Origin of the sequence: Microbacterium sp. MYb54, assembly GCF_002979515.1 — a bacterium.
Lineage (GTDB): Bacteria > Actinomycetota > Actinomycetes > Actinomycetales > Microbacteriaceae > Microbacterium.
In genome coordinates this window covers 263,115-284,261 of record NZ_PCPA01000001.1, presented here as the reverse complement: position 1 = coordinate 284,261, position 21,147 = coordinate 263,115, and the positions used below count along the sequence as shown (strand labels likewise).

General features: G+C 66.1%; 24 protein-coding genes. 9 read left to right on the top strand and 15 right to left on the bottom strand.

Translation table 11 applies throughout. From position 1 onward, the window contains the following. Window positions 1-40 precede the first annotated feature (40 nt). The 4 genes from CQ040_RS01340 to CQ040_RS01325 form a co-directional block, all read right to left on the bottom strand. Window positions 41-700, bottom strand: a complete 660-nt coding sequence (locus CQ040_RS01340) for a ribonuclease HII (protein WP_105525450.1) — start codon at window positions 698-700, stop codon at window positions 41-43. Next, window positions 697-1,422 carry a signal peptidase I gene (lepB, locus tag CQ040_RS01335; protein WP_105525451.1) on the bottom strand — a complete coding sequence of 242 codons (726 nt, stop codon included), beginning with the start codon at window positions 1,420-1,422 and terminating at the stop codon, window positions 697-699. The genes CQ040_RS01340 and lepB overlap by 4 nt, the downstream gene beginning before the upstream one ends. Before the next feature lie 117 nt (window positions 1,423-1,539). Then, window positions 1,540-1,887, bottom strand: a complete 348-nt coding sequence (rplS, locus tag CQ040_RS01330) for a 50S ribosomal protein L19 (protein ID WP_028501973.1) — start codon at window positions 1,885-1,887, stop codon at window positions 1,540-1,542. 169 nt (window positions 1,888-2,056) lie between these two features. Then, window positions 2,057-2,545 (bottom strand): MFS transporter permease, encoded by a 489-nt coding sequence (locus tag CQ040_RS01325; protein ID WP_105525452.1) that lies wholly within the window; start codon window positions 2,543-2,545, stop codon window positions 2,057-2,059. Between the two features lie 109 nt (window positions 2,546-2,654). Between CQ040_RS01325 and map the strand changes: the two genes are divergently transcribed. Together map and CQ040_RS01315 are read left to right on the top strand one after the other, a co-directional pair. Then, on the top strand, window positions 2,655-3,437 hold the full coding sequence (gene map, locus CQ040_RS01320; RefSeq protein ID WP_105525453.1) for a type I methionyl aminopeptidase: 783 nt from the start codon (window positions 2,655-2,657) through the stop codon (window positions 3,435-3,437). A gap of 99 nt (window positions 3,438-3,536) precedes the next feature. Further along, window positions 3,537-4,130 (top strand): histidine phosphatase family protein, encoded by a 594-nt coding sequence (locus CQ040_RS01315; RefSeq protein WP_258131196.1) that lies wholly within the window; start codon window positions 3,537-3,539, stop codon window positions 4,128-4,130. A 35-nt stretch (window positions 4,131-4,165) separates the two neighbouring features. Here the strand turns inward: CQ040_RS01315 and trmD are convergent, their stop codons facing one another. The 4 genes from trmD to rpsP are packed head-to-tail and all read right to left on the bottom strand — an operon-like array spanning window position 4,166 to window position 6,177. After that, window positions 4,166-4,885, bottom strand: a complete 720-nt coding sequence (trmD, locus tag CQ040_RS01310) for a tRNA (guanosine(37)-N1)-methyltransferase TrmD (RefSeq protein ID WP_105525454.1) — start codon at window positions 4,883-4,885, stop codon at window positions 4,166-4,168. A gap of 19 nt (window positions 4,886-4,904) precedes the next feature. Further along, window positions 4,905-5,522, bottom strand: a complete 618-nt coding sequence (gene rimM / locus CQ040_RS01305) for a ribosome maturation factor RimM (protein WP_105525455.1) — start codon at window positions 5,520-5,522, stop codon at window positions 4,905-4,907. Beyond that, window positions 5,506-5,736 carry an RNA-binding protein gene (locus CQ040_RS01300; RefSeq protein ID WP_017830729.1) on the bottom strand — a complete coding sequence of 77 codons (231 nt, stop codon included), beginning with the start codon at window positions 5,734-5,736 and terminating at the stop codon, window positions 5,506-5,508. Before CQ040_RS01300 ends, rimM begins: the two co-directional genes overlap by 17 nt. Window positions 5,737-5,742: 6 nt before the next feature. Next, the gene (gene rpsP, locus CQ040_RS01295) at window positions 5,743-6,177 is read right to left on the bottom strand and encodes a 30S ribosomal protein S16 (protein WP_028501979.1); all 435 of its coding nucleotides are present in this window, start codon (window positions 6,175-6,177) and stop codon (window positions 5,743-5,745) included. Between the two features lie 210 nt (window positions 6,178-6,387). On the opposite strand from rpsP, the gene CQ040_RS01290 reads away from it, so the two are divergent. Beyond that, entirely contained in the window at window positions 6,388-7,539 is a 1,152-nt protein-coding gene (locus CQ040_RS01290; RefSeq protein WP_105525456.1) for a glutamate--cysteine ligase, read from the top strand. Between the two features lie 21 nt (window positions 7,540-7,560). Here CQ040_RS01290 and CQ040_RS01285 read toward each other — a convergent pair whose 3' ends face one another. Further along, entirely contained in the window at window positions 7,561-8,532 is a 972-nt protein-coding gene (locus tag CQ040_RS01285; protein WP_036274056.1) for a sugar-binding transcriptional regulator, read from the bottom strand. A gap of 103 nt (window positions 8,533-8,635) precedes the next feature. Here CQ040_RS01285 and CQ040_RS01280 point away from each other — a divergent pair, with 103 nt between their 5' ends. From CQ040_RS01280 to glpK, 3 genes are all read left to right on the top strand, one after another. Continuing rightward, a complete protein-coding gene (locus CQ040_RS01280) occupies window positions 8,636-10,345 on the top strand; it encodes a glycerol-3-phosphate dehydrogenase/oxidase (protein WP_105525457.1) in 1,710 nt (569 codons plus the stop codon). A gap of 92 nt (window positions 10,346-10,437) precedes the next feature. Further along, the gene (locus CQ040_RS01275; protein ID WP_028501983.1) at window positions 10,438-11,190 is read left to right on the top strand and encodes an MIP/aquaporin family protein; all 753 of its coding nucleotides are present in this window, start codon (window positions 10,438-10,440) and stop codon (window positions 11,188-11,190) included. Window positions 11,191-11,216: 26 nt separating this feature from the next. Continuing rightward, entirely contained in the window at window positions 11,217-12,731 is a 1,515-nt protein-coding gene (gene glpK / locus CQ040_RS01270; protein ID WP_105525458.1) for a glycerol kinase GlpK, read from the top strand. Window positions 12,732-12,810: 79 nt separating this feature from the next. Here the strand turns inward: glpK and CQ040_RS01265 are convergent, their stop codons facing one another. Together CQ040_RS01265 and CQ040_RS01260 are read right to left on the bottom strand one after the other, a co-directional pair. Beyond that, window positions 12,811-13,728 carry a hypothetical protein gene (locus CQ040_RS01265; protein ID WP_105525459.1) on the bottom strand — a complete coding sequence of 306 codons (918 nt, stop codon included), beginning with the start codon at window positions 13,726-13,728 and terminating at the stop codon, window positions 12,811-12,813. 78 nt (window positions 13,729-13,806) lie between these two features. Beyond that, window positions 13,807-14,700, bottom strand: coding sequence for a LysR substrate-binding domain-containing protein (locus CQ040_RS01260; protein ID WP_105525460.1), 894 nt, complete (start codon window positions 14,698-14,700; stop codon window positions 13,807-13,809). A gap of 78 nt (window positions 14,701-14,778) precedes the next feature. On the opposite strand from CQ040_RS01260, the gene CQ040_RS01255 reads away from it, so the two are divergent. Beyond that, window positions 14,779-15,693 (top strand): EamA family transporter, encoded by a 915-nt coding sequence (locus CQ040_RS01255; RefSeq protein WP_105525461.1) that lies wholly within the window; start codon window positions 14,779-14,781, stop codon window positions 15,691-15,693. A gap of 6 nt (window positions 15,694-15,699) precedes the next feature. Here CQ040_RS01255 and ffh read toward each other — a convergent pair whose 3' ends face one another. Continuing rightward, window positions 15,700-17,259 (bottom strand): signal recognition particle protein, encoded by a 1,560-nt coding sequence (gene ffh / locus CQ040_RS01250; RefSeq protein WP_028502681.1) that lies wholly within the window; start codon window positions 17,257-17,259, stop codon window positions 15,700-15,702. 51 nt (window positions 17,260-17,310) lie between these two features. Beyond that, window positions 17,311-17,895: a TetR/AcrR family transcriptional regulator gene (locus tag CQ040_RS01245; RefSeq protein ID WP_105525462.1), complete on the bottom strand. Its 585-nt coding sequence runs from the start codon at window positions 17,893-17,895 to the stop codon at window positions 17,311-17,313. A gap of 99 nt (window positions 17,896-17,994) precedes the next feature. On the opposite strand from CQ040_RS01245, the gene lipB reads away from it, so the two are divergent. Continuing rightward, complete coding sequence (gene lipB, locus CQ040_RS01240) at window positions 17,995-18,648, top strand: lipoyl(octanoyl) transferase LipB (protein ID WP_105525463.1); 654 nt, start codon at window positions 17,995-17,997, stop codon at window positions 18,646-18,648. Next, window positions 18,645-19,634: a lipoyl synthase gene (gene lipA, locus CQ040_RS01235; protein ID WP_028502684.1), complete on the top strand. Its 990-nt coding sequence runs from the start codon at window positions 18,645-18,647 to the stop codon at window positions 19,632-19,634. The genes lipB and lipA overlap by 4 nt, the downstream gene beginning before the upstream one ends. A gap of 35 nt (window positions 19,635-19,669) precedes the next feature. Here the strand turns inward: lipA and CQ040_RS01230 are convergent, their stop codons facing one another. Continuing rightward, the gene (locus CQ040_RS01230; RefSeq protein ID WP_028502685.1) at window positions 19,670-20,170 is read right to left on the bottom strand and encodes a DUF2004 domain-containing protein; all 501 of its coding nucleotides are present in this window, start codon (window positions 20,168-20,170) and stop codon (window positions 19,670-19,672) included. Window positions 20,171-20,214: 44 nt separating this feature from the next. Further along, window positions 20,215-21,087 (bottom strand): signal recognition particle-docking protein FtsY, encoded by an 873-nt coding sequence (ftsY, locus tag CQ040_RS01225; protein ID WP_028502686.1) that lies wholly within the window; start codon window positions 21,085-21,087, stop codon window positions 20,215-20,217. Between the last annotated feature and the right edge of the window lie 60 nt (window positions 21,088-21,147).

Sequence of the window (21,147 nt, the reverse complement as noted above, 5' to 3'; positions counted from 1 at the left end):
GGCGCGGCATCGCGCTCTTCCGACAGACCGACCGGTTCGTTCAGAAGAGCGTGGGAACGTCAGCGATCGCCCAGGACGCCCTATGGAACGGGGATAGTCCGATACTTCGGATGGCATCTCGGTGCTCGGGGCTCGCATAGCCCTTGTTCCGGTTCCATTGATAGGACGGATGGCTCTCGTGAAGCTCCGCCATGTGGGTGTCGCGCGCGACCTTGGCGATCACCGAAGCCGCAGACACCGACGCGCAGTCACGGTCCGCCTTGATCACCGGTCGAACTCGCAACGGCACGGGGTGCACCTTCGACACGTAGTCGTGGTTGCCGTCGAGCAGGATGAGCGCTCCCTCCAACGTGGCGCCCTGGTCGGCGATGGCCTGAACCGCGCGCGACGCGGCAAGCCCGAGTGCCCGCATGATGCCGTGCTCGTCGACCTCTGCAGCGCTCGCCCAGCCGACCGCAGAGGCCTGCACCCAGGCAGCCGCGCGGGCTGCGACGTCGGGGCGGCGCTTCTCGGTGACGAGCTTTGAGTCGCGGAGGCCCTCGGGCACCCGACGACGAGCGCCCGCAGCATCCATAGCCGCAGCCCCGACGGCGACCGGCCCGGCAAGAGCGCCCCGACCGACCTCATCAAGCGAGACGATCAAGTCGCACTCGCCGAGGAGCTGGCGCTCCAGGGTGAGACGCGGTGCGACGACGGTCATTCCGGCGCCGGTACGCCGTTGAAGATCTCGTGGTGACCGTCGATCGGCCCCATCCGATTCAGCGGCCATGTCGTGAGGAATGCCTTGCCCACGATGTTCTCCATCGGGACGAAGCCTCCGCTGGGAAGATCCTGGTGCGCACGCGCGTCGCGCGAACGGTCGCGATTGTCACCGAGCAACCAAACGGAGTCCTCGGGGACGACGACGTCGAACGGCTCGTTCGATGCGGCGGTGTCTCCCGGAGGGAGGTTGAGGTAGCTGAGCTCGTCGATGGGTGCCCCGTTGATGGTGATCTGACCCAGGGCGTTGCAGCACACCACATGGTCACCGGGAAGACCGATGACACGCTTGACGAGGTGGTCCTGCGAATCGGTCGCAGAGATGCCGACGAAGTTCAGGACCCAGTCGACTGCTTCGACCAGCGGCGGTTGGGCCGACGTCTGCGGCTGACCATCGAGCCAGCCACCCGGGTCCTTGAAGACGACGACATCTCCCCGTTCGTAGTCGGTCCACCGCGGTGTGAGCTCGTCGACGAGGATGCGGTCGTTGATCAGCAGCGTGCGTTCCATCGAGGCTGACGGGATGTAGAAAGAGCGCACGACGAAGCTCTTCACCACGAACGAGACCAGGGCGGCGATCACGACGATCACCAGCACGTCGCGGAGGAAGACCAGGAACCCGCGGCGACGTCTGGACGTGGGCGCGGACGAGGATTCAGTCATCAGGTTCCTTCACGATCATGCACCGGCTTGCGGCGACGGTATCTAGGTTCGCACACCGTGGGGAGAACAAAGCACCCCGGGACATCGTGTCCCGGGGTGCTGTGGAGATGCTGCGACTCAGCGGTCGCGCTTCTCCTTGATCTTCGCCTTCTTGCCACGGAGCTGGCGGAGGTAGTAGAGCTTCGCACGACGCACGTCACCGCGCGTGACGACCTCGATGTGGTCGATCACCGGGGAGTGCACCGGGAAGGTACGCTCGACGCCCACCTGGAAGCTGATCTTGCGGACGCAGAACGTCTCGCGCACACCATCGCCCTGGCGGCCGATGACGACGCCCTGGAAGACCTGGATACGAGAGCGGCTGCCCTCGGTGATGTTGACGTGCACCTTGACGGTGTCACCGGGGAAGAAGTCCGGGATGTCCGAACGAAGGGAAGCCGCGTCGACGGCGTCGAGGATCTGCATGATCGTCTCTCTCTGCACCCGCCACAGGTCGCATGCATGTTTTCAAAGGAATAAGAAAAGGATTGAACTGTACGGAGCTGACGCGTCCGCGGGCTCCCCTGTGGCAGAGCCGGTCACAGCACAAACACTCATTCTGCCATGGATGCCGCGCCCGTCCAAAACGCCGACGTCAGTCGCGGGTGTCAGTCTCCCGCACCACGATGACCTCGTGCGCCCGCGTCGGAGGCGCCGGTTCATCGACGGTCGGGATCGTGGACCACGTGATGGTCTCGCGCAGTCGGGACCCGCTGCCCTTCGCCTCGTTCCACAATTGCCACAGCTGCAGCCAGATGAGACCGATACCCGCGATGATCGCCCCGGTGAGCAGCCACGGGAACGCACCGTCGATGAAGAATCCGACAGCGATCGTGAGCCCGTGCCAGAGCGTGAACCCGGCGACGTCCCACCACGAGACGGCCCTTTCGATGCGGACGGATGGACGGGATCGAGTCAGCAGGGTGAGCAGAAGCTGGCCGACGAAGACCGACGGCATCGCGATGAGGAGCACCCAGAAGATCGACCAGCCGCCCTGGAAGATGCCCCACCCGATCAGCAGCCAGAGTGGCAGCAGGAAAGCCGCCGGAAGGAGCCACCGGAAGAAGGCCTGTCGCAACCACATGCTCAGATCGTACGACGCCGCTCACCCGCGCGCCCCGGTGTTCGCTGAGAGCGGTCGGGGATCCTGCCGCGCCGGATCAGGGAGAATGGACATGACGAGAGGACACCCGATGATCGAACTGCGCACCCCTGCCGAGATCGATGAGATGCGCACGGCAGGACGATTCGTCGCCGAGACGCTGGCGACGCTGCGCGATGAGACGAAGGTCGGGACGAATCTCCTCTCGATCGATCGCCGCGCGCACGACATGATCCGCAAAGCCGGAGCCGAATCCTGCTACATCGACTACCACCCTTCCTTCGGCGCGAGCCCCTTCGGCAAGGTCATCTGCACCTCGGTCAACGACGCGGTGCTGCATGGTCTCCCCCACGACTACACGCTGCGCGACGGCGACCTCGTGACCCTCGACTTCGCCGTCTCGGTGGATGGATGGGTCGCTGACTCCGCAGTCTCGTTCGTCGTCGGAACGGCGCGTGAAGAAGATCTCCGACTCATCGACACCACCGAGCGCGCCCTGACCGCCGCTATCGACACCGCCACGGTCGGGAACCGCATCGGAGACATCTCCGCCGCTGTCGCGGCAGTCGCGCACCGCGACGGCTACTCGATCAACACCGACTTCGGCGGACACGGTGTCGGGCGCACGATGCACGGAGACCCCCATGTCCCGAACGACGGCCGCGCCGGTCGGGGATTCCCCCTGCGCGCCGGGCTGGTCCTCGCACTGGAGCCGTGGTTCCTGGCGACGACAGACGAGCTGGTCACAGACCCGGACGGGTGGACTCTACGCAGCGCTGACGGCTCCCGCGGCGCGCACTCGGAGCACACCATCGCGATCACAGAAGACGGCCCGATCATCCTCACGGACCGGTCCTTCCTCGGCGTCGACTGAGGGTGTTCCGCGCCCCGACGGCGCGAGGCCGACTCGACGTCAGTGACGGGCGCCGAGCCTTTTGAAGACTCCACCTGCGGCGTATGCCATCCTGAGTCCATGATTCCGCAGGACCGTCACGTGCCGGAGCGTCTGCTCCTCGCTCGGCACGGGCAGACGACCTGGAACGTGCAGCATCGCCTGCAGGGCCAGCTCGACTCCCCTCTCACCGACGAAGGCATCCAGCAAGCTCAAGCGATCGCGGCGAGGGTCGTGGATGCCGGCGTGCACACCGTGTGCTCCAGCCCACTCGGCCGAGCGATGCAGACCTCGACCATCATCGCCGACAGGATCGGTGCCGACCTCGTCGAGGTTCCGGAACTCGCTGAGCTCGATCACGGAGAGCTGGCAGGCATGACCTGGGATGAGATCGATGATGCCTATCCGGCTGCGAGAGAAGAGCGCGCAGCGAACCGCTACGGCTGGGCCTTCCCCGGCGGCGAGAGCTATGCGCAGGCCAGGGCGCGGGCGCGAAAGGCTCTCAGCAGCTGCGGATGGGCGTCAGAAGGCACACCACTGCTCGTGAGCCACGAGATGATCGGACGCATGCTTCGCGCCGAGCTGCGAGGGCTCGACGCCTCGAGCGCCCTCGCACTGAGGCATCCGCACGGAGTCGTCTTCGAGATCGATGGGCGGTCGGAGCGCATGCTCTGACGAATACCCGGACCGGATTCGGCTCTCAGCCCCGATCAGGACTGAGAGGAGTCGTCGTCCGCGAGAAGATCGGGACGACGATTCTTCGTGCGTTCGAGCTGCTGTTCACGACGCCAGGCGGCGATCGCGGCGTGGTTGCCGCTCAGCAGCACCTCCGGCACGGAACGCTCGCGCCATGATGCGGGTTTCGTGTAGGAGGGGTACTCCAGCAGCCCGTCTTCGTGGGACTCCTCGACGAGGCTCTCAGGGTTGCCGACGACGCCGGGGATGAGTCGACCGATGGCTTCGATCATCGCCATCGTGGCGACCTCTCCCCCGTTGAGCACGTAGTCGCCGAGGCTGACCAGACGCACTTCTCCGAGGGAGGCGGCGTACTCGAACACGCGCTCGTCGATACCTTCGTAACGACCGCAGCCGAACACGAGATGCTCGCGCGTGGCCAACTGACGCGCCGTCTTCTGCGTGAAGACCTCGCCGGCAGGCGACGGGAAGATGATCGTCGGACGCTCGGAACCCGGGGCCTCGGAAGCACCGGCGACCTCATCGAGCGCGAGCCCCCAGGGCTCCGGCTTCATGACCATCCCGGCACCGCCGCCGTAGGGAGTGTCGTCCACCGTACGGTGACGATCGGAAGTCCAGTCCCTGAGGTCTCGTACCCGAAGGTCGATGATGCCCGCTTCCTGGGCCTTCCCGAGCAGGGAGAGCGTCAGAGCGTCGAAGTAGGACGGGAAGATGGAGACGACGTCGATACGCACGGGGGAACCGTATCAGCGCTCACTCGGCCGCTTCGGCGTCCGAGCCCGACTGCGGCTCGGCATCCGCGGCATCCGGCAGCTCCTCGAACAGACCTGCCGGCGGCGTCACGATCACTCGGCCGGCGGCGACATCGACGGTCGGGACGATTGCCGAGACGAACGGCACCATGACCTCGTTCTCGCCCGCCTTGACGATCAGGAGATCCTGTGCCGGGAAGTGCTCGACACGAACGACGCGGCCGACGATCGTGTCGTCGCGGACGACGTCGAGCCCGACGAGCTGGTGGTCGAACCAGGCGTCATTCTCGACCTCGTCGACATCGTGGTCGATCCAGAGGATCGCCTTGACGAGACTCTCTGCCGCCTCGCGGTCTTCGACGTCGTCGAAGAAGACGACGGGGTTGCCGTTCATCACCCGGTACTCGCGGACGGTGATGTCCTTGCCGTGCCACGGAGATGCCTCTGGCACCTGTACCGTGAACCCGGCACCCGGAGTGAAGCGGCCCTCGGGATTGTCGGTGTACAGCTCGAGCTTGAGCCCGCCCTTGAGGCCGTGAGCCTTGACGAGGCGTCCGACACGCAGCTGATTCTTGCCCTGGTTGCGGTCCTTCGGCACCACGTCAGTCGTCCGCGACATCGACGCGGACCCGACGCCCGTCAGCGAGTGCGCTGACGAGAGTGCGAAGGGCCTTCGCAGTGCGGCCGCCGCGCCCGATTACGCGTCCACGGTCATCGGGGTGCACACGCACCTCGAGGAGGTCGCCTCGCGGCGAAGTGGATTCGTTGATACGGACATCTTCCGGGTGATCGACGATCCCCTTGACGATGTGTTCGAGCGCGGCGGCGAGCACGACGGATTACTCTGCGTCTGCTGCGGGAGCCTCAGCGGCCTCCGCGTCGGCCGCGGCGGGAGCCTCCTCAGCGGGGGCCTCCACCTTCTTCTCGACCTTGGGCTTGACGACAGACTTCTTGGAGCCGTCGATCTCGAACGGAACCTTGGGCTCCTTGACCTTGAGCGTGGACTTCGCGTCAGCGTCGCCCTTGAACTTGCCCCAGTCGCCCGTGATCTTGAGGATGGCGGCGACCTGCTCGGTCGGCTGTGCGCCGACGGAGAGCCAGTACTGCGCACGCTCGGAGTTGACCTCGATGAAGGAGGGCTCCTCGGTGGGGTGGTACTTGCCGATCTCCTCGATCACGCGACCGTCGCGCTTGGTCTTCGAGTCGGCGACGACGATGCGGTAGTACGGCGCACGGATCTTGCCCAGGCGCTTGAGACGAATCTTGACAGCCACGATTCTCCTGAATTGTGTGGAAGGAAACGAACTGATCGCCTGGAGAGTGGGGTGCACACCCGGCGGAAGCTCAAATGAGTGTGGACACCTGCCGGATAGAGGGTCGAGCAGGTGGTCCGACCCTCTATTCTGCCAGATGCACGTCCCAGGCGCGAAACGTGGCGAAACCGGCGTTGCCGTGTCGCGCCGCACGCGTGCCAGACTGTGCGGGTGAAGCTCGAGTTCGCCTCATCTCCCCGATCCACCGTCGGCCTCGAATGGGAGATCATGCTCGCCGATCCCGCGAGCGGTGACCTCGTCGGACGCGCCCCCGAACTGCTCGCTGCACTCGAGGCCGAGAGCGCCGATGAGCGCCATACCGTCACAGGTGAACTACTCACGAACACGATAGAGGTCACGAGCGGCATCGGAGATTCGGTGGCACACGCCGTCGACGACATCGCCAACGCGATCACAGCCGTCCGCTCAGCTACCGACCCTGCGGGAATCGAGCTTCTGTCGGCGGGAAGTCATCCGTTCGCACAGTGGTTCGACCAGCAGGTGACCGACAAGTCGCGTTACCACACCCTGATCGAGCGCACTCAGTGGTGGGGGCGCAACATGATGATCTGGGGCATCCACGTGCACATCGGCGTGGAGGACCACCGCAAGGTGTTCCCCATCATCAACGCCCTCGCCGGATTCCTCCCTCATCTGCAGTCGCTGGCTGCGTCGAGCCCCTACTGGGCGGGCGAACGCACCGGTTACGCGTCGAACCGAGCTCTTGTATTCCAGCAGCTCCCCACCGCCGGACTCCCCTGGCCTCTGCATGACTGGTCGCAGTACGAGTCCTACCTCGACGACATGGTGCGCACGGGCGTGATGGCCGACGCGACGGAAGTGCGCTGGGACATTCGCCCGGCTCCACGCTGGGGAACCATCGAGGTGCGGGCGTGCGACGGCCTGTCGACCCTTCCCGAGCTGGCATCGGTCGCCTCCCTCGTCCAGGTGCTCGTGGAGCATTTCTCCCGCCAGCTCGACGAAGGGAAGACACTCCCGGAGCTTCCCGCCTGGTTCCACCGCGAGAACAAATGGCGTGCGGCACGATATGGCCTCGAGGCGCGGATCATCGTCGACGCCGAAGGCACCCAGCGCCCGGTGCGAGAGCATCTCGCCGAGACGCTCGACGAGCTGGCTCCGGTGGCCGTGGAGCTCGGTTGCATTCGAGAGTTCGGAGGTGTCGCGACGATCTTGGAGGGTGGCGCGAGCTACGCGCGTCAGCTCGCCGTGGCGGATGCCGCAGGAGGCGACCTCACAGCGGTGGTCAGGCATCTGATCCGCGAGTTCCGCTCCGGGCCGGAGGCTTCGACCGAGGAACCGTAGCCGTCGGTGAGGGCGATGCGTTCAATCCTCGACGAGTCGCCGAGCGAGCCCCTCATCGAGGACGACGTCAGTGATGAGCCCGGCAGCCAATGCGGCGCGAAGGCTCACCAGCTTGGGGATCCCCGAGACGACGCAGACCCGACGCGGAACGCGTCGGAGGCGATCCAGGCCAGGTCCGGTCGCCCTGGCATTGACCCTGATGTCACGCCACGAGCCGTCTGAGCGGAAGAAGACCGTCGCGACGTCGCCGATCGCGTGATCCTCCCGGAGACTGCGGTAGTCGTCGCGTCCGAGATAGCCGCCGACGTAGACGCGACTGGGCACTTCAGCTGCGGGAGAACCGAGGCTGAAGACGGCGACGTCCATCTTCGCCTGAAGATCGAGCACACGACGCGTACTCCGCTCGCGCCACATCGCCTCCCGTGTCGCCGGGTCATCGAAGAATGCGGGAACGGGGAACTGCTGCACCTGCGCGCCGAAGGCGCTGCCGAAGCGTTGCAGGATGTCGCTGGAGTACTCCACTCCCGTCGTCTGCGTGTTGCCGGCGCCGTTGAGTTGTACGAAGGTCGTGTTGTGGGTCTCCTTCTGTGTGAGACCACGACTCACAGCGCTGATGGTCGATCCCCACGCGACGCCGATCACCATGTTCGAATCGACGAACTGCGACAGCAGACGACCGGCGGTGAGCGCCACGCGCTCGAGACGCTCCACCTCGCTGAGGATCTCCGGCATCGGCACGACGTGCGCCGCCACACGATGCCGATCGCGGATCCGATGTTCGAGCATGCCGAGGCGCTCGAGGGGCGAGTTGATCCGGATGTCCACCAGACCGCTCTCCCGCGCGAAGCTCAGCAGACGCGAGACGGATGACCGGGAGGTGCCGAGCTCCTTCGCGATGACCTCCATGGTCTTGTCCTGCATGTAGTAGAGCTGCGCGGCGGTGAGCGCCGCGATCAGCTTGCTGTCGCGTGATTCCGGGCTTACACCGACCATGACATCCTCCTCATCCTCGATCCTTGCACATATGTGCAGTGGGCTTGCGCGGGATGCCACACAGGTCGATGCTGGTTGGCAAGTAAGGAAGAGAGGGTCGACGATGATCGATTCGACACACTCGTCAGCGGAGCGCGAAGAAGTTCGCGGCGTCCGTGAATCCGGACGCACGAGCGTCCTCGTCATCGGCGGCGGGATCAACGGCATCTCGACGTTCCGCGACCTGGCACTCCAAGGAGTCGACGTCGTGCTCGTCGAGCGCGGGGACTTCGCCTCGGGCGCGTCGTCAGCGTCCAGCCACATGATCCACGGTGGCATCCGCTATCTCGAGAACGGCGAGTTCCGACTCGTGCGCGAGTCCGTGGAAGAGCGCAACGGCCTTCTCAAGATCGCCCCGCACTATGTCAAGCCGCTGCAGACGACGATCCCGATCTATTCGACCTTCTCGGGCATCCTGTCCGCTCCCCTGCGCTTCCTGACGCACAAGAGCGGCAAGCCCCAGGAGCGCGGCGCCTTCCTGATCAAGGTCGGCCTGACGATCTACGACACGTTCTCCCGCGACGGCGGAATGGTTCCTCGGCACCGCTTCCTCGGACGTAAGAAGTCCCTCGCCGAGCTGCCTTCGCTCGACCCGAAGATCAAGTACACCGCGACGTACTACGACGCCTCGATGCACGACCCCGAGCGGCTCGCCCTCGACGTGCTGCAGGACGGCCTCACGGCGCACCCCGGCGCGCACGCCCTCAACTACGTCGAGGCGATCGCGCGCGACGGCGACAAGGTCGTGCTCCGCGACCGCGAGAGCGGCACCGAGTTCACGGTGCAGGCAGATGTGGTCGTGAACGCCTCCGGACCGTGGACCGATCTGACGAACGACGCGCTCGGCACCGACACTCGCTTCATGGGCGGCACCAAGGGGTCGCACATCGTGCTCGATCACCCCGAGCTCCTCGAGGCGACCCAGGGGCGCGAGATCTTCTTCGAGCACTCCGACGGCCGCATCGTGCTCATCTACCCGCTCAAGGGACGCGTCCTTGTCGGCACGACCGACATCGACGCCGACCCTCGTGAGATCCCGGTGTGCACGGAGGAGGAGGTCGACTACTTCTTCGACCTGATCCACCACGTGTTCCCGACCATCCCGGTCAAGCGCAACCAGATCGTGTACAAGTTCTCGGGCATCCGCCCGCTCCCGCGCCACGAGGACACCGCTCCCGGCTTCGTGTCCCGCGATTACCGCATCGAGGTCGACGAGAAGGGCGCTGTCCCGCTCGTCAGCCTCGTCGGCGGCAAGTGGACGACGTTCCGCGCGCTCGGCGAGTCCCTCTCCGACATCGTGCTCGGCCTCATCAACCGCACCAGGACGGTCTCGACGGCCGGACGCGCCATCGGCGGAGGGCGCGCGTTCCCACGCACGGAGAAGGCGAAGCGCATCTGGTTCGAAGAGAACCTTCCCGGTGCCGGCGCTCGGGCAGACCGTCTGCTCGCCCGCTACGGGACACGGGCCGCTCAGGTCTGGGAGTACGTCGAGCAGGGAGCGGACGCACCGCTCGCCGGCGGCGACCTTTCCACACGCGAGCTCGAATGGATGGTGCAGAACGAGATGGTGGCCCGGCTCGAGGACGTCGTCCTCCGCCGCACCAGCATCGCATTCACCGGTGGCGCGAATGCCGAGGTGCTCGATGAGATCGCTGATGCCCTGGCGCCGATGCTCGGCTGGGACCGCTCGCGCCACGACGCCGAGCTCGAACAGACCCGCGAACTGCTGAACGAACGACACGGACTCGACATCCCGTCCCGCACCCGCGGCTGACAGGATCTCGCACTGCCGCCCTCCTCGCGGTGCAACTCCCATAAAGTGTCGGGGCAGAGGGGCCTCGACACACAAGAAAGGTCAAAGAAGACATGGCTGATGTGAATCTCGGTCTCTACTTCCTCTCCGAACTGGTCGGCACGGCGATGCTGGTGCTGCTCGGATGCGGTGTCGTAGCGAACGTCGCTCTCGCGAAGAACAAGGGCTTCGGCGGCGGCTTCCTGATGGTCAACTGGGGATGGGGCCTCGCGGTCTTCGCCGGTGTGCTCGTCTCGGCGTACTCCGGTGCGATCCTCAACCCGGCCGTCGGAATCGGCCTGCTGATCTCGGGCACGATCGACTTCCCGATGTTCCTGGTCGCCACCGCGGCTGAGCTCGTCGGCGCGATCATCGGTGCGATCGTCGTGTGGCTCGCCTACAAGCAGCACTTCGACGAGGAGCCGGAGGCCGCCAACAAGCTCGGCGTCTTCTCGACCGGTCCCGCGATCCGCTCGTACGGCTGGAACCTCGTCACGGAGATCATCGGCACCTTCGTGCTGGTCTTCGTGATCCTCGCCTTCGCCGACTACGGCGACATCGAGGTCGGCACGCCCGGAGGCCTCGGACCGCTCACGGCCCTCCCCGTGGCACTGCTCGTGGTCGCCATCGGCGCCTCGCTCGGTGGACCGACCGGTTACGCGATCAACCCTGCCCGTGACCTCGGTCCGCGCATCGCTCACGCGATCCTGCCGATCAAGGGCAAGGGCTCCAGCGACTGGTCCTACTCGTGGGTCCCGGTGGTCGGTCCGCTCATCGGTGGTGCGATCGCCGCTGCTGCAGCTCCCGTCCTGCTGCACCTCGCCTGAACGACCTGAATTCAAAGGAGAACACAATGGCTGACTACATTCTCGCCATCGACCAGGGAACGACTTCGAGCCGCGCGATCATCTTCGACAAGAAGGGCAGCATCATCGCGACGGGCCAGAAGGAGCACGAGCAGATCCTGCCGAAGGCCGGCTGGGTCGAGCACGATGCCGCCGAGATCTGGCGCAACGTCCAGGAGGTCATCGGTCTGGCACTGAGCCGCGCCGACCTCACCCGCCACGACATCGCCGCAGTGGGCATCACCAACCAGCGCGAAACCGCGGTCGTCTGGGACAAGAAGACCGGCAAGCCCGCCTACAACGCCATCGTCTGGCAGGACACCCGCACCCAGGACATCGTCGATCGCCTCGCTGCTGATGGTGGCGTCGAGAGGTTCAAGCCGGTCGTCGGGCTCCCGCTCGCGACCTACTTCTCGGGCACCAAGATCGCCTGGATCCTGGAGAACGTCGACGGCGCCCGCGAGAAGGCGGAGGCCGGAGACCTCATCTTCGGCACCACCGACAGCTGGGTGCTCTGGAACCTGACGGGCGGCGCCGACGGCGGTGTACACGTGACCGACGTCACCAACGCCTCGCGCACGATGTTCATGGACCTCGAGACGCTCGAATGGCGCGACGACATTCTCGAGGCGTTCGGTGTGCCGCGCTCGATGATGCCGGAGATCCGTTCGTCCTCGGAGGTGTACGGCGCGGCCGAGGACTCTTCTCTGCTCCGTGAGACGCCGATCGCCGGAATCCTGGGCGATCAGCAGGCCGCGACGTTCGGGCAGGCAGCGTTCCAGACCGGTGAGAGCAAGAACACCTACGGAACCGGCTGCTTCCTGATCTTCAACACGGGCGAGGAGATCGTCCACTCGAAGAACGGGCTGCTGACCACCGTCGGGTACAAGCTCGGCGACGGCCCGACCCACTACGCGCTCGAGGGTTCGATCGCGGTCACCGGATCTCTGATCCAGTGGCTGCGTGACCAGCTCGGCATCATCTCCTCCGCACCCGAGGTCGAGGAGCTGGCGGACAAGGTCGACGACAACGGCGGCGTGTACATCGTCCCGGCGTTCTCCGGCCTGTTCGCGCCGTACTGGCGCCCGGACGCTCGCGGGGCGATCGTCGGTCTCACGCGCTACGCCAACAAGAACCACATCGCGCGCGCAGCTCTCGAAGCCGTGGCCTTCCAGACGCGCGACGTGCTCGATGCTGTCAACGCTGACGCCGGTGTGGACCTGACCGAGCTCAAGGTCGACGGCGGCATGGTCGCCAACGATGCGCTCATGCAGTTCCAGGCTGACGTCCTCGGCGTTCCGGTCGTGCGCCCGGTGGTCGCGGAGACCACCGCGCTCGGTGCGGCCTACGCTGCGGGACTCGCAGTCGGGTTCTGGAACGGCCTCGATGACCTTTCCGCCAACTGGCAGGAGGACAAGCGCTGGGAGCCGTCGATGGAAGCCGGAGAACGCGACCGTCAGCTGCGCCTGTGGCGCAAGGCCGTCACCAAGTCGATGGACTGGGTCGACGAAGACGTGAAGTGATCTGACATCAAGACGAAGCGGGTCCGGAGCTCTTGCTCCGGACCCGCTTCTCCGTCCCACCGGAAGAAGCGTCAGACCGTCAGAATCCGTTGATCGACGCGAAGAACGCGCCGGTGCCGTCGACGGCGATCCGTCCGCTCTCATCGCTCGACGTCACCTGCTCGTACCCGGCATCGCTCCAGTAGAAGACATCCGCCGAGATCTCTCCGACGCCTTGTCCGAACATCTGCTGAGCGAATCCATGCAAGTCCTGCACGACGTGGATCGCCTCCGGTCCGGTGATGACGTGGAACGCCACGTGATGGCGAGAGGGTACGGCGAAGAGCACGCCGTGGGGCGCAGAAGAGACGCCGGCAGCGGGCAGAAGGCCCGGGAAGTCGAGTACGCGACTCGCCGTGAACATCGAGTCCGAGACGATCGCCTGGAAAGCTCCGTTGCCCGTGTCGAGGGTGTGGATCTCGTCGATCGGCTCGGTCGACACCGCCGCGAGGGCGACCGCCCACAGTTGTTCGGCCTCGAACCGGCCGACGATCGAGTCAGGAACGGCACTCGTGAACTCGGGATGATCCAGCATGAGGATCACCTCGAGGCCGTCCACGATCGCACGGCGGTAAGCGAACGTTTCACGTTGGGCCGCCGGAAGGTACGCCGAAGGAATGAGACGCGCTTTGACCAGCGAGAGGATCTCGTCATCGGAGAGGTCCTCATCCCGAGGTGCGGACTGCCGGCTGAGCAGCCCCGCGATATGGCGTTCGACAACCTCGGGCCAGTTCGACTCCGGCTCGAGCTTCACAGCGCGGGAGAGGTTGTAGAGCCCGTACTGCGCCCCGGATGCTCCCTCGGCGTAGTCGCCGTGCATGGTGATCGCCCCCTCTGCCGCAGGCCACTTCGACGCGAACAGCGACCGCAGGAGCGCGGCCTCACGAACAGTGAGGTCTTCAAGGTCGGGATCGGGCTGTGAGTCGTTCGACTTCTTACCGAAATTCAGAAACCCCACGCAGTACTCTCCTCCGATGGCCACCGCCCGAAGAACCTCTTCGGCAGGGGCTCAAACGGATTCAGGCTAGCGCAGGCCTCAGGGTGATGACGTCACCACGTCGGTGGCTTCCATGATGGCGACGAACGCCCGAGCGACGTTCCGTGGCGCGGCGATATCCCAGGCGAGATACTCGACACGCACGGGACCACCGCGCACCTCCGCCGTGGCCACATCGAATCCGGAGCGCTCGACGGTTCCCGGCGCCAGCAACGTCACCGCCAGCCCCGCCTCCACCAGCCCGAGGATGAGCGTCGCGGAGTCGGCCTCGAAAGCGACATCCCGCGTCAACCCCGCAGCCGTGAACGCTGCGTCGCTCTGGGCCCGTCCTGAGGTCGCCGCGGGGAAGTCCGCGAAGGTCATCCCCGCGATGTCCTCCAGTTCGATGCTGCTCCTGAGCGCGAGCTCGTGCCCCCGGGGGAATACGGCGACGAGCCGCGCGCGAGAGAGGGCGTGCGATGCCACACCGACCGGATCCAGCCCATCGCGCAGGCCGAGCAGGGCGATATCGAGCTCATCCTGTCGGAGCCTGCGTATCAGGACGTCACTGTTGCCTACTTGGAGTTCCACTCTCACGCGTGGGTGCGCCGCACGATAGGCGACGAGCACCGCGGGGACGTCGATGGCAGTCACCGTCGGGATCACACCGATCCGAAGCGTACCCTCCACGACGCCGTCGACGGCGGCGGCGTCCTCCTTCGCCCGCTCCGCTGCGCGAAGGGCGATACGCGCATGCTCGACGAATGCCTGGCCGGCCTCGCTCAGACGGACGCTACGGCTCGACCGCACGAAGAGACGGCGCCCGATTTCGCGTTCGAGGGATGCGATCTGGTGGCTCAACGCCGACTGGGTGACGAAGCACCGTTCGGCTGCCCGGGTGAAGCTCAGGGTGTCGGCCACTTCCACCACGTAGCGGAGCTGCTGGAGTTCCATTCATCCATGATGCAGGGTCATGGCTTGCGTGACAAACATGCGTTGGACTCATGGACAGTCGCGACGCACGCTGGAAGGATGAACCGCCTGACACTGGTGCTGACGACCGCTCTTGCTCCCATCGCCTGGGGCACCACCTACCTCGTGACCACGGAGCTGCTCCCCGCCGGGCATCCGCTGTTCGCCGGCCTGCTCCGCTCGCTCCCAGCGGGTCTCCTCGCGGTCGCCATCAGTCGGCGACTCCCGCACGGCTCCTGGTGGTGGAAGTCGTTCGTCCTGGGCGCACTCAACATCGGCGCGTTCTTCCCCCTGCTGTTCCTCGCTGCCGAGCGGCTTCCGGGCGGCGTCGCCGCAGCCGTCGCCGGAGCGCAGCCGCTCATCGTCCTGGCGCTCGGAGCGCTCGTCCTCCACGAGCGGATCCGGCCGATCACAGCCACCGCGGCCGTGGTGGGCGCAGGCGGTGTCGCGCTGGTCGTCCTCGGTCCCGCTGCCGACCTCGATCTCTGGGGCATTCTCGCCGCCCTCGGCGGTGTCACGGCGACCGGCGTGGGGATGATCCTGACCAAGCGCTGGGGCCGACCGGTCGGCGTGGGTCCCGTCTCCTATGCAGGCTGGCAGCTCAGTGCGGGCGGTTTGCTGCTGCTGCCTCTCACCCTGATCGTCGAGGGCGTGCCGCAGACGATCGACGGCGGCGCCGCTCTCGGCTACCTGTGGCTCGCCACCGCCGGCGGGATCGTCGCCTACACGCTCTGGTTCCGCGGTATCCAGCAGCTGCCGGTCATCGCGCCGGGACTCCTCGCGCTCCTGTCCCCCATCGTCGCGACGGTCTTGGGGCTCGTGATCGCCGGTGAGCGGTTCACACCGCTCCAGGCTGTCGGATTCGTCCTCACGCTCGGCGCGCTCGTTCTGGGGCAGCTCGTCGCGCGCCCGAAGTCTCCATCAGACGCACGTACGGAGTCGACGGTTGCGCAAGCGCTCACGACGCCGCGCTGAGAGCGCTCAGCTCTTGCCGAAAAGCTTCTGGATCTCGGCGAGGTCAGCTTCGCTCGGAGCCTGAGCTGCGCCGCCGCCCAGGCCGAATCCGGAGCCGGTCGGGGTCGCGGTCGAGGTGACACCGGCGTTCTCGGCGGCCCGCTTCGCGGGGTTACCCGATCGAGAACCACCGGACGACTTGGCCTTCTTCCCGCGCTTCGAGGACGCGCCGGGGCGGCCCATCCCTGGCACGGCCCCCATGCCGGGGATGTTGGGGGTGCCACCACGAGCCACGGTCTTCATCATCTTGGCCGCCTGCTCGAACCGCTGCACCAGCTGGTTCACATCCGTGACGGTCATGCCGGAACCGCGTGCGATGCGCAGGCGACGCGAGCCGTTCAGAACCTTGGGGTTCCGACGCTCCCCCGGCGTCATCGACCGGATGATGGCCTCGGTGCGATCGATCTCACGCTCGTCGAAGTCGTCGAGCTGCTGCTTCATCTGCCCCATGCCCGGGAGCATCCCGAGCATCTTCTTCATCGAGCCCATCTTCTTCATCTGCTGAAGCTGGTCGAGGAAGTCCTCGAGCGTGAAGGCCTCGGTCGCGAGCTTCTCGGCCATCTTGATGGCTTCGTCCTCGTCGAAGGCCTGCTGGGCCTGCTCGATGAGGGTGAGGATGTCACCGAGGTCGAGAATGCGGCTCGCCATGCGGTCGGGATGGAACGGCTCGAGGTCTTCGAGGCGCTCACCGGTCGACGCGAAGATGATGGGGCGACCTGTGACGGAGGCCACCGACAGCGCCGCGCCACCTCGGGCATCACCGTCGAGCTTCGAGAGGACGACGCCGGTGAAATCGACGCCCTCCTGGAAGGCCTTGGCCGTGTTGACGGCGTCTTGACCGATCATCGCGTCGATGACGAACAGCACCTCGTCGGGGTCCACCGCCTTGCGAATGTCGGCTGCCTGCTTCATGAGCTCGGCGTCGACGCCGAGGCGACCGGCGGTGTCGATGATGACGACGTCGTGCTGCTGACGACGCGCGTACTCGACGCCGTCGCGTGAGACCTTCACCGGATCGCCGACGCCGTTTCCGGGCTCGGGAGCGAAGACCGTGGCACCGGCCTGCTCGGCGACGACCTGGAGCTGGTTGACGGCGTTCGGACGCTGCAGGTCGGCAGCGACCAGAAGCGGCGTGTGCCCTTCGCCCTCGAGCTGCTTGGCGAGCTTGCCCGCGAACGTCGTCTTGCCGGAGCCCTGAAGGCCGGCGAGCATGATCACGGTCGGCGCCGTCTTCGCGAACTGCAGACGACGCTGCTCGCCACCGAGAATATGGACGAGTTCCTCGTTGACGATCTGCACGACCTGCTGGGCCGGGTTGAGCGCCTTGTTGACCTCGTCACCGAGAGCGCGCTCGCGCACCTTCGCGGTGAACTCCTTGACCACGACGAGCGCCACATCGGCGTCGAGCAGGGCACGACGGATCTCGCGGACGGTGCCGTCGACATCGGCCGCGGTGAGCTTTCCCTTCGTGCGCAGATTGCGGAAGGTCTCGGTGAGCCGATCGGAGAGCGTGCCAAATGTAGCCATGGTGCTCTGATTCTACGCGAGCGGAAGCTACTTGCTCAGCGCAGCGCGGAGTCAGGACCAGGGCAGGTCGTGAATCGTCCCGAGCGCCTCCAGCAGGACGGTCTCCGGGGATCCTCGCCCGGCGCCCTGCTCCGCCCAGACTCGCAGGGAGGACAGGACCGCCGCCGCGTGCGCAGCTCCGAGGATGTCCGCACGGATGACATCGACACCGGATGCCGCCGCAGCCAGGGACACGGCCGCGGACAGCCGTGCGAGACGCAGCCCCGTATCACGGACGAGCTCCTCTTCCAGCCCCATCGCAGCGGCGTTCCGAAGGGCGAGGGCGAGCGGGTCCGGAGCGAAGTCGCGCACCACCAGCAGCAGGATGTCGCGCACCGACTCTCCCGTGGCGGCTCTGCCGAGCTGTTCGAGCGAGCCGGTGGCAGCGCCGATCCGCTCATCGACGCCGGACCACAGCACGTCGCTCTTCGAGGCGAAGTAGTTGAAGAAACTGGAGCGGCTGACTCCGGCACGCTGAGTGATGTCCGCCACGGATGTCGCGTCATACCCGCGCTCGAGGAAGAGCTCGCACGCCGCCTCGGCGAGAGTCTCCCGCGATGACGCCTTCGGGCGGCCAGCCCTGCCAGTGGAAGTCATATCCTCACGCTACCGCGACGCGTGGCGTGGCGACGCTCGACGCCGATCGAAGGAGTATTGTTGCCCTCGGTCCATTTATGCAACGAAGGTGGCTACGTGATGCTTGAGATCCTCACCCCCGGATTCGCTCCGACACCGGTGCCGTACATCGACGGGTGGGAGCTGCAGCGCCGCGTCCACGCCGACGTCGTCGACGGTACGCGTCCGGACACGCTGATCCTTCTCGAGCACGAGGCGGTGTACACGGCGGGCAAACGGACGGAGCCGCAGGAGCGGCCGCAGGACGGCACGCCCGTCATCGATGTCGACCGCGGTGGCAAGATCACCTGGCACGGGCCGGGACAGCTCGTGGGGTACCCGATCGTGCGCCTCATCGAGCCCATCGATGTCGTCGCGCACGTGCGGCGGCTGGAGCGTCTGCTGATCGAAGTCCTGCGTCCATTCGGCGTGGACGGCTATCAGGTCGAGGGGCGAAGCGGCGTGTGGGTGCGCCGACCGCTCTCGGAGGACAAGGTGGCCGCCATCGGCGTCCGTGTGCAGCAGGGCGTGACCATGCACGGATTCGCACTGAACTGCGACAACTCGCTGGCCGGATTCCGTGGCATCATCCCGTGCGGGATCACCGACGCCGGTGTGACGACCGTGAGCGAGGTCATCGGATCCGCCGTCTCCCCCATCGACCTCGTAGAGACGCTGACCGCGGCGTTCCTCGCCGAGTACGCCGGAACCGAACTGTCAGGAGCCACCGCATGACCGCCGCACCCGAGGGACGCAAGCTCCTTCGCCTCGAGATCCGAAACGCAGAGACGCCGATCGAGCGCAAGCCCGAATGGATCAAGACCAAGGCGAAGATGGGGCCGGAATACACGGCGTTGCATTCGCTCGTGAAGAGCGAGGACCTGCACACGGTGTGCCAGGAAGCCGGCTGCCCCAACATCTACGAGTGCTGGGAAGACCGAGAGGCGACCTTCCTCATCGGCGGCTCGCAGTGCACGCGCCGATGCGACTTCTGCCAGATCGACACCGGGAAGCCCGACGCCTACGACACCGACGAGCCTCGTCGCGTCGCCGAGAGCGTCGTGCGGATGAATCTCCGTTACGCCACGGTGACGAGCGTGGCCCGTGACGACCTGCCCGACACCGGTGCGTGGCTCAACGCCGAGACGGTGCGGAAGATCCACGAACTCAACCCGAACACCGGTGTCGAATTGCTCGCGAACGAGCACAACGCCGATCCGGCGTTCCTCGGGCAGATCTTCGACGCCCGCCCCGAGGTCTTCGCCCACAACGTCGAGACCGTGCCGCGCATCTTCAAGCGGATCAGACCGGCCTTCCGCTACGAACGCTCACTCGACGTCCTCACCCAGGCCCGGAACGCCGGACTGATCACGAAGTCGAACCTCATCCTCGGCATGGGCGAGGAGCCGGAAGAGGTCGTCCAGGCGCTGAACGACCTGCACGAGGCCGGATGCGACATCATCACGATCACGCAGTACCTGCGGCCGACGCCTCGCCATCTCCCGGTCGCCCGCTGGGTGAAGCCTGCAGAGTTCGTGGAGTTCAAGGAGGAGGCGGAGCGCATCGGCTTCCTCGGCGTCCTCGCGGGGCCTCTCGTGCGGTCATCGTACCGAGCAGGACGCCTATGGGCGCAGTCCATGGTTTCGAAGGGCCGGCAGATTCCCGATCACCTGGCGCACATCGCCGACAGCGCAGACCTCGGGTTCGCGCAGGCCGTCTGACCCGCGCCGTCCGGGGCCGAGCCCCGGGCGGCGGATCAGTCGGCGCTCATGACGGACTGCACGCTGCCGTCCGAGCCGAGGTTCACGAGCAGGACATCATCGGTCGAGCTGTCGTCGAGCGCGTACTCGAGCACCGCGAAGGGCTCGGAGCCGCCGTGCTCGTCGGCGAGGATGGTCATGCTCATCAGACGCAAGGAACGGATGATGTCGACGGCGGCATCGCCCGAGACATCGACGAGCACGTCGGGCAGCTCGTCCCCGTACGTCTCCTGCTGCTGAAGGATGTACTCGGTCACCTCGCTGGTGCGGTCGTCGACTTCGGCGAGCATTCCCCGGCGGGCGGTGTCGTCGACGCTCTCGAGACCGGCGATGAGGGACGCGGCGATGTCGAGTGCGTCAGAGGACACATCATCCTGGTCGGGCGCGGTCAGATCCACGGTGACGCTCTGGTCGCCGAGCTCGACGGTCTCCGACCAGAAGATCGAGCCGTCGGGACCCGAGGACAAGAGTCCGAAGTAGTCGTGTTCGATCGCCATAACGCTATGAAACCAGCCTCGTGCTCACTGCGGTAGTCCCGTCATCAACCGACCAACGACTGGACGAACACATGGGGGGTGAAACCGGTGAGATCGTCGATGCCCTCGCCCTGTCCGAGCAGCTTGACGGGGATGCCGGTGCGCTCCTGCACGGCGAGGACGAAGCCACCCTTGGCGGACCCGTCGAGCTTGGTGAGGACGAGTCCGGTGACACCGGCATGCTCGAGGAAGGCCTCTGCCTGCATCACGCCGTTCTGGCCGGTCGTGGCATCGAGGACGAGGAGAACCTCGCTGATCGGCGCCTGCTTCTCGATCACCCGCCTGATCTTCGACAGCTCGTCCATGAGACCGCCCTTGGTATGCAGGCGCCCAGCCGTGTCGATGATGGCGATCTCGATCCCCTCGCGCATGGCGTACTCCACGGTCTGGAAAGCCACGGAGGCGGGATCCTGTCCCTCCTGCTGCGGACGCACGATCGCCGCTCCCCCGCGCTGAGCCCAAGTAGCCAGCTGATCGACCGCAGCGGCGCGGAAGGTGTCAGCGGCGCCGACGACGACGCTGCGCTGATAGCCGCGGAGAAACTTCGTGAACTTGCCGATGGTGGTCGTCTTGCCGACGCCGTTGACACCGACCACGAGCACGACCGCCGGACGTTCGGTGAGCTTCAGCGTCGTGTCGAACTTGGCGAAATGCTCCTCGAGCGTTTCGCGCAGCATGCGCTGGAGATCCTTGGGGTCCGTCGTCCGATACCTGTCGACCTTCTCACGAAGCTCTTCGACGACGCGCTCGCTTATGTCGGGACCGAAGTCAGCGGTGATGAGCGCCGTCTCGAGATCCTCCCAGGTCGTCTCGTCGATGGTGGGCTTGACGAACATGCCGCGCAGTGCGCGACCAAGAGACCAGGACTTCTCCGCCATCCCTCCAGCCTACGGGTAGCGCCAGGGGAAGACCCCCGCATCGGAGGTCCGAGGCGCAGC

Bases quoted from the DNA above. Each gene is read 5' to 3' on its own strand.
- ffh (WP_028502681.1), bottom strand. From the start codon at position 17,259: ATGGCTACATTTGGCACGCTCTCCGATCGGCTCACCGAGACCTTCCGC.
- CQ040_RS01325 (WP_105525452.1), bottom strand. From the start codon at position 2,545: ATGTGGTTGCGACAGGCCTTCTTCCGGTGGCTCCTTCCGGCGGCTTTC.
- rplS (WP_028501973.1), bottom strand. From the start codon at position 1,887: ATGCAGATCCTCGACGCCGTCGACGCGGCTTCCCTTCGTTCGGACATC.
- CQ040_RS01230 (WP_028502685.1), bottom strand. From the start codon at position 20,170: ATGGCGATCGAACACGACTACTTCGGACTCTTGTCCTCGGGTCCCGAC.
- CQ040_RS01275 (WP_028501983.1), top strand. From the start codon at position 10,438: ATGGCTGATGTGAATCTCGGTCTCTACTTCCTCTCCGAACTGGTCGGC.
- CQ040_RS01285 (WP_036274056.1), bottom strand. From the start codon at position 8,532: ATGGTCGGTGTAAGCCCGGAATCACGCGACAGCAAGCTGATCGCGGCG.
- CQ040_RS01245 (WP_105525462.1), bottom strand. From the start codon at position 17,895: ATGACTTCCACTGGCAGGGCTGGCCGCCCGAAGGCGTCATCGCGGGAG.
- map (WP_105525453.1), top strand. From the start codon at position 2,655: ATGATCGAACTGCGCACCCCTGCCGAGATCGATGAGATGCGCACGGCA.
- CQ040_RS01315 (WP_258131196.1), top strand. From the start codon at position 3,537: ATGATTCCGCAGGACCGTCACGTGCCGGAGCGTCTGCTCCTCGCTCGG.
- CQ040_RS01280 (WP_105525457.1), top strand. From the start codon at position 8,636: ATGATCGATTCGACACACTCGTCAGCGGAGCGCGAAGAAGTTCGCGGC.
- CQ040_RS01260 (WP_105525460.1), bottom strand. From the start codon at position 14,700: ATGGAACTCCAGCAGCTCCGCTACGTGGTGGAAGTGGCCGACACCCTG.
- glpK (WP_105525458.1), top strand. From the start codon at position 11,217: ATGGCTGACTACATTCTCGCCATCGACCAGGGAACGACTTCGAGCCGC.
- rimM (WP_105525455.1), bottom strand. From the start codon at position 5,522: ATGTCGCGGACGACTGACGTGGTGCCGAAGGACCGCAACCAGGGCAAG.
- CQ040_RS01340 (WP_105525450.1), bottom strand. From the start codon at position 700: ATGACCGTCGTCGCACCGCGTCTCACCCTGGAGCGCCAGCTCCTCGGC.
- CQ040_RS01255 (WP_105525461.1), top strand. From the start codon at position 14,779: ATGAACCGCCTGACACTGGTGCTGACGACCGCTCTTGCTCCCATCGCC.
- lepB (WP_105525451.1), bottom strand. From the start codon at position 1,422: ATGACTGAATCCTCGTCCGCGCCCACGTCCAGACGTCGCCGCGGGTTC.
- ftsY (WP_028502686.1), bottom strand. From the start codon at position 21,087: ATGGCGGAGAAGTCCTGGTCTCTTGGTCGCGCACTGCGCGGCATGTTC.
- lipB (WP_105525463.1), top strand. From the start codon at position 17,995: ATGCTTGAGATCCTCACCCCCGGATTCGCTCCGACACCGGTGCCGTAC.
- lipA (WP_028502684.1), top strand. From the start codon at position 18,645: ATGACCGCCGCACCCGAGGGACGCAAGCTCCTTCGCCTCGAGATCCGA.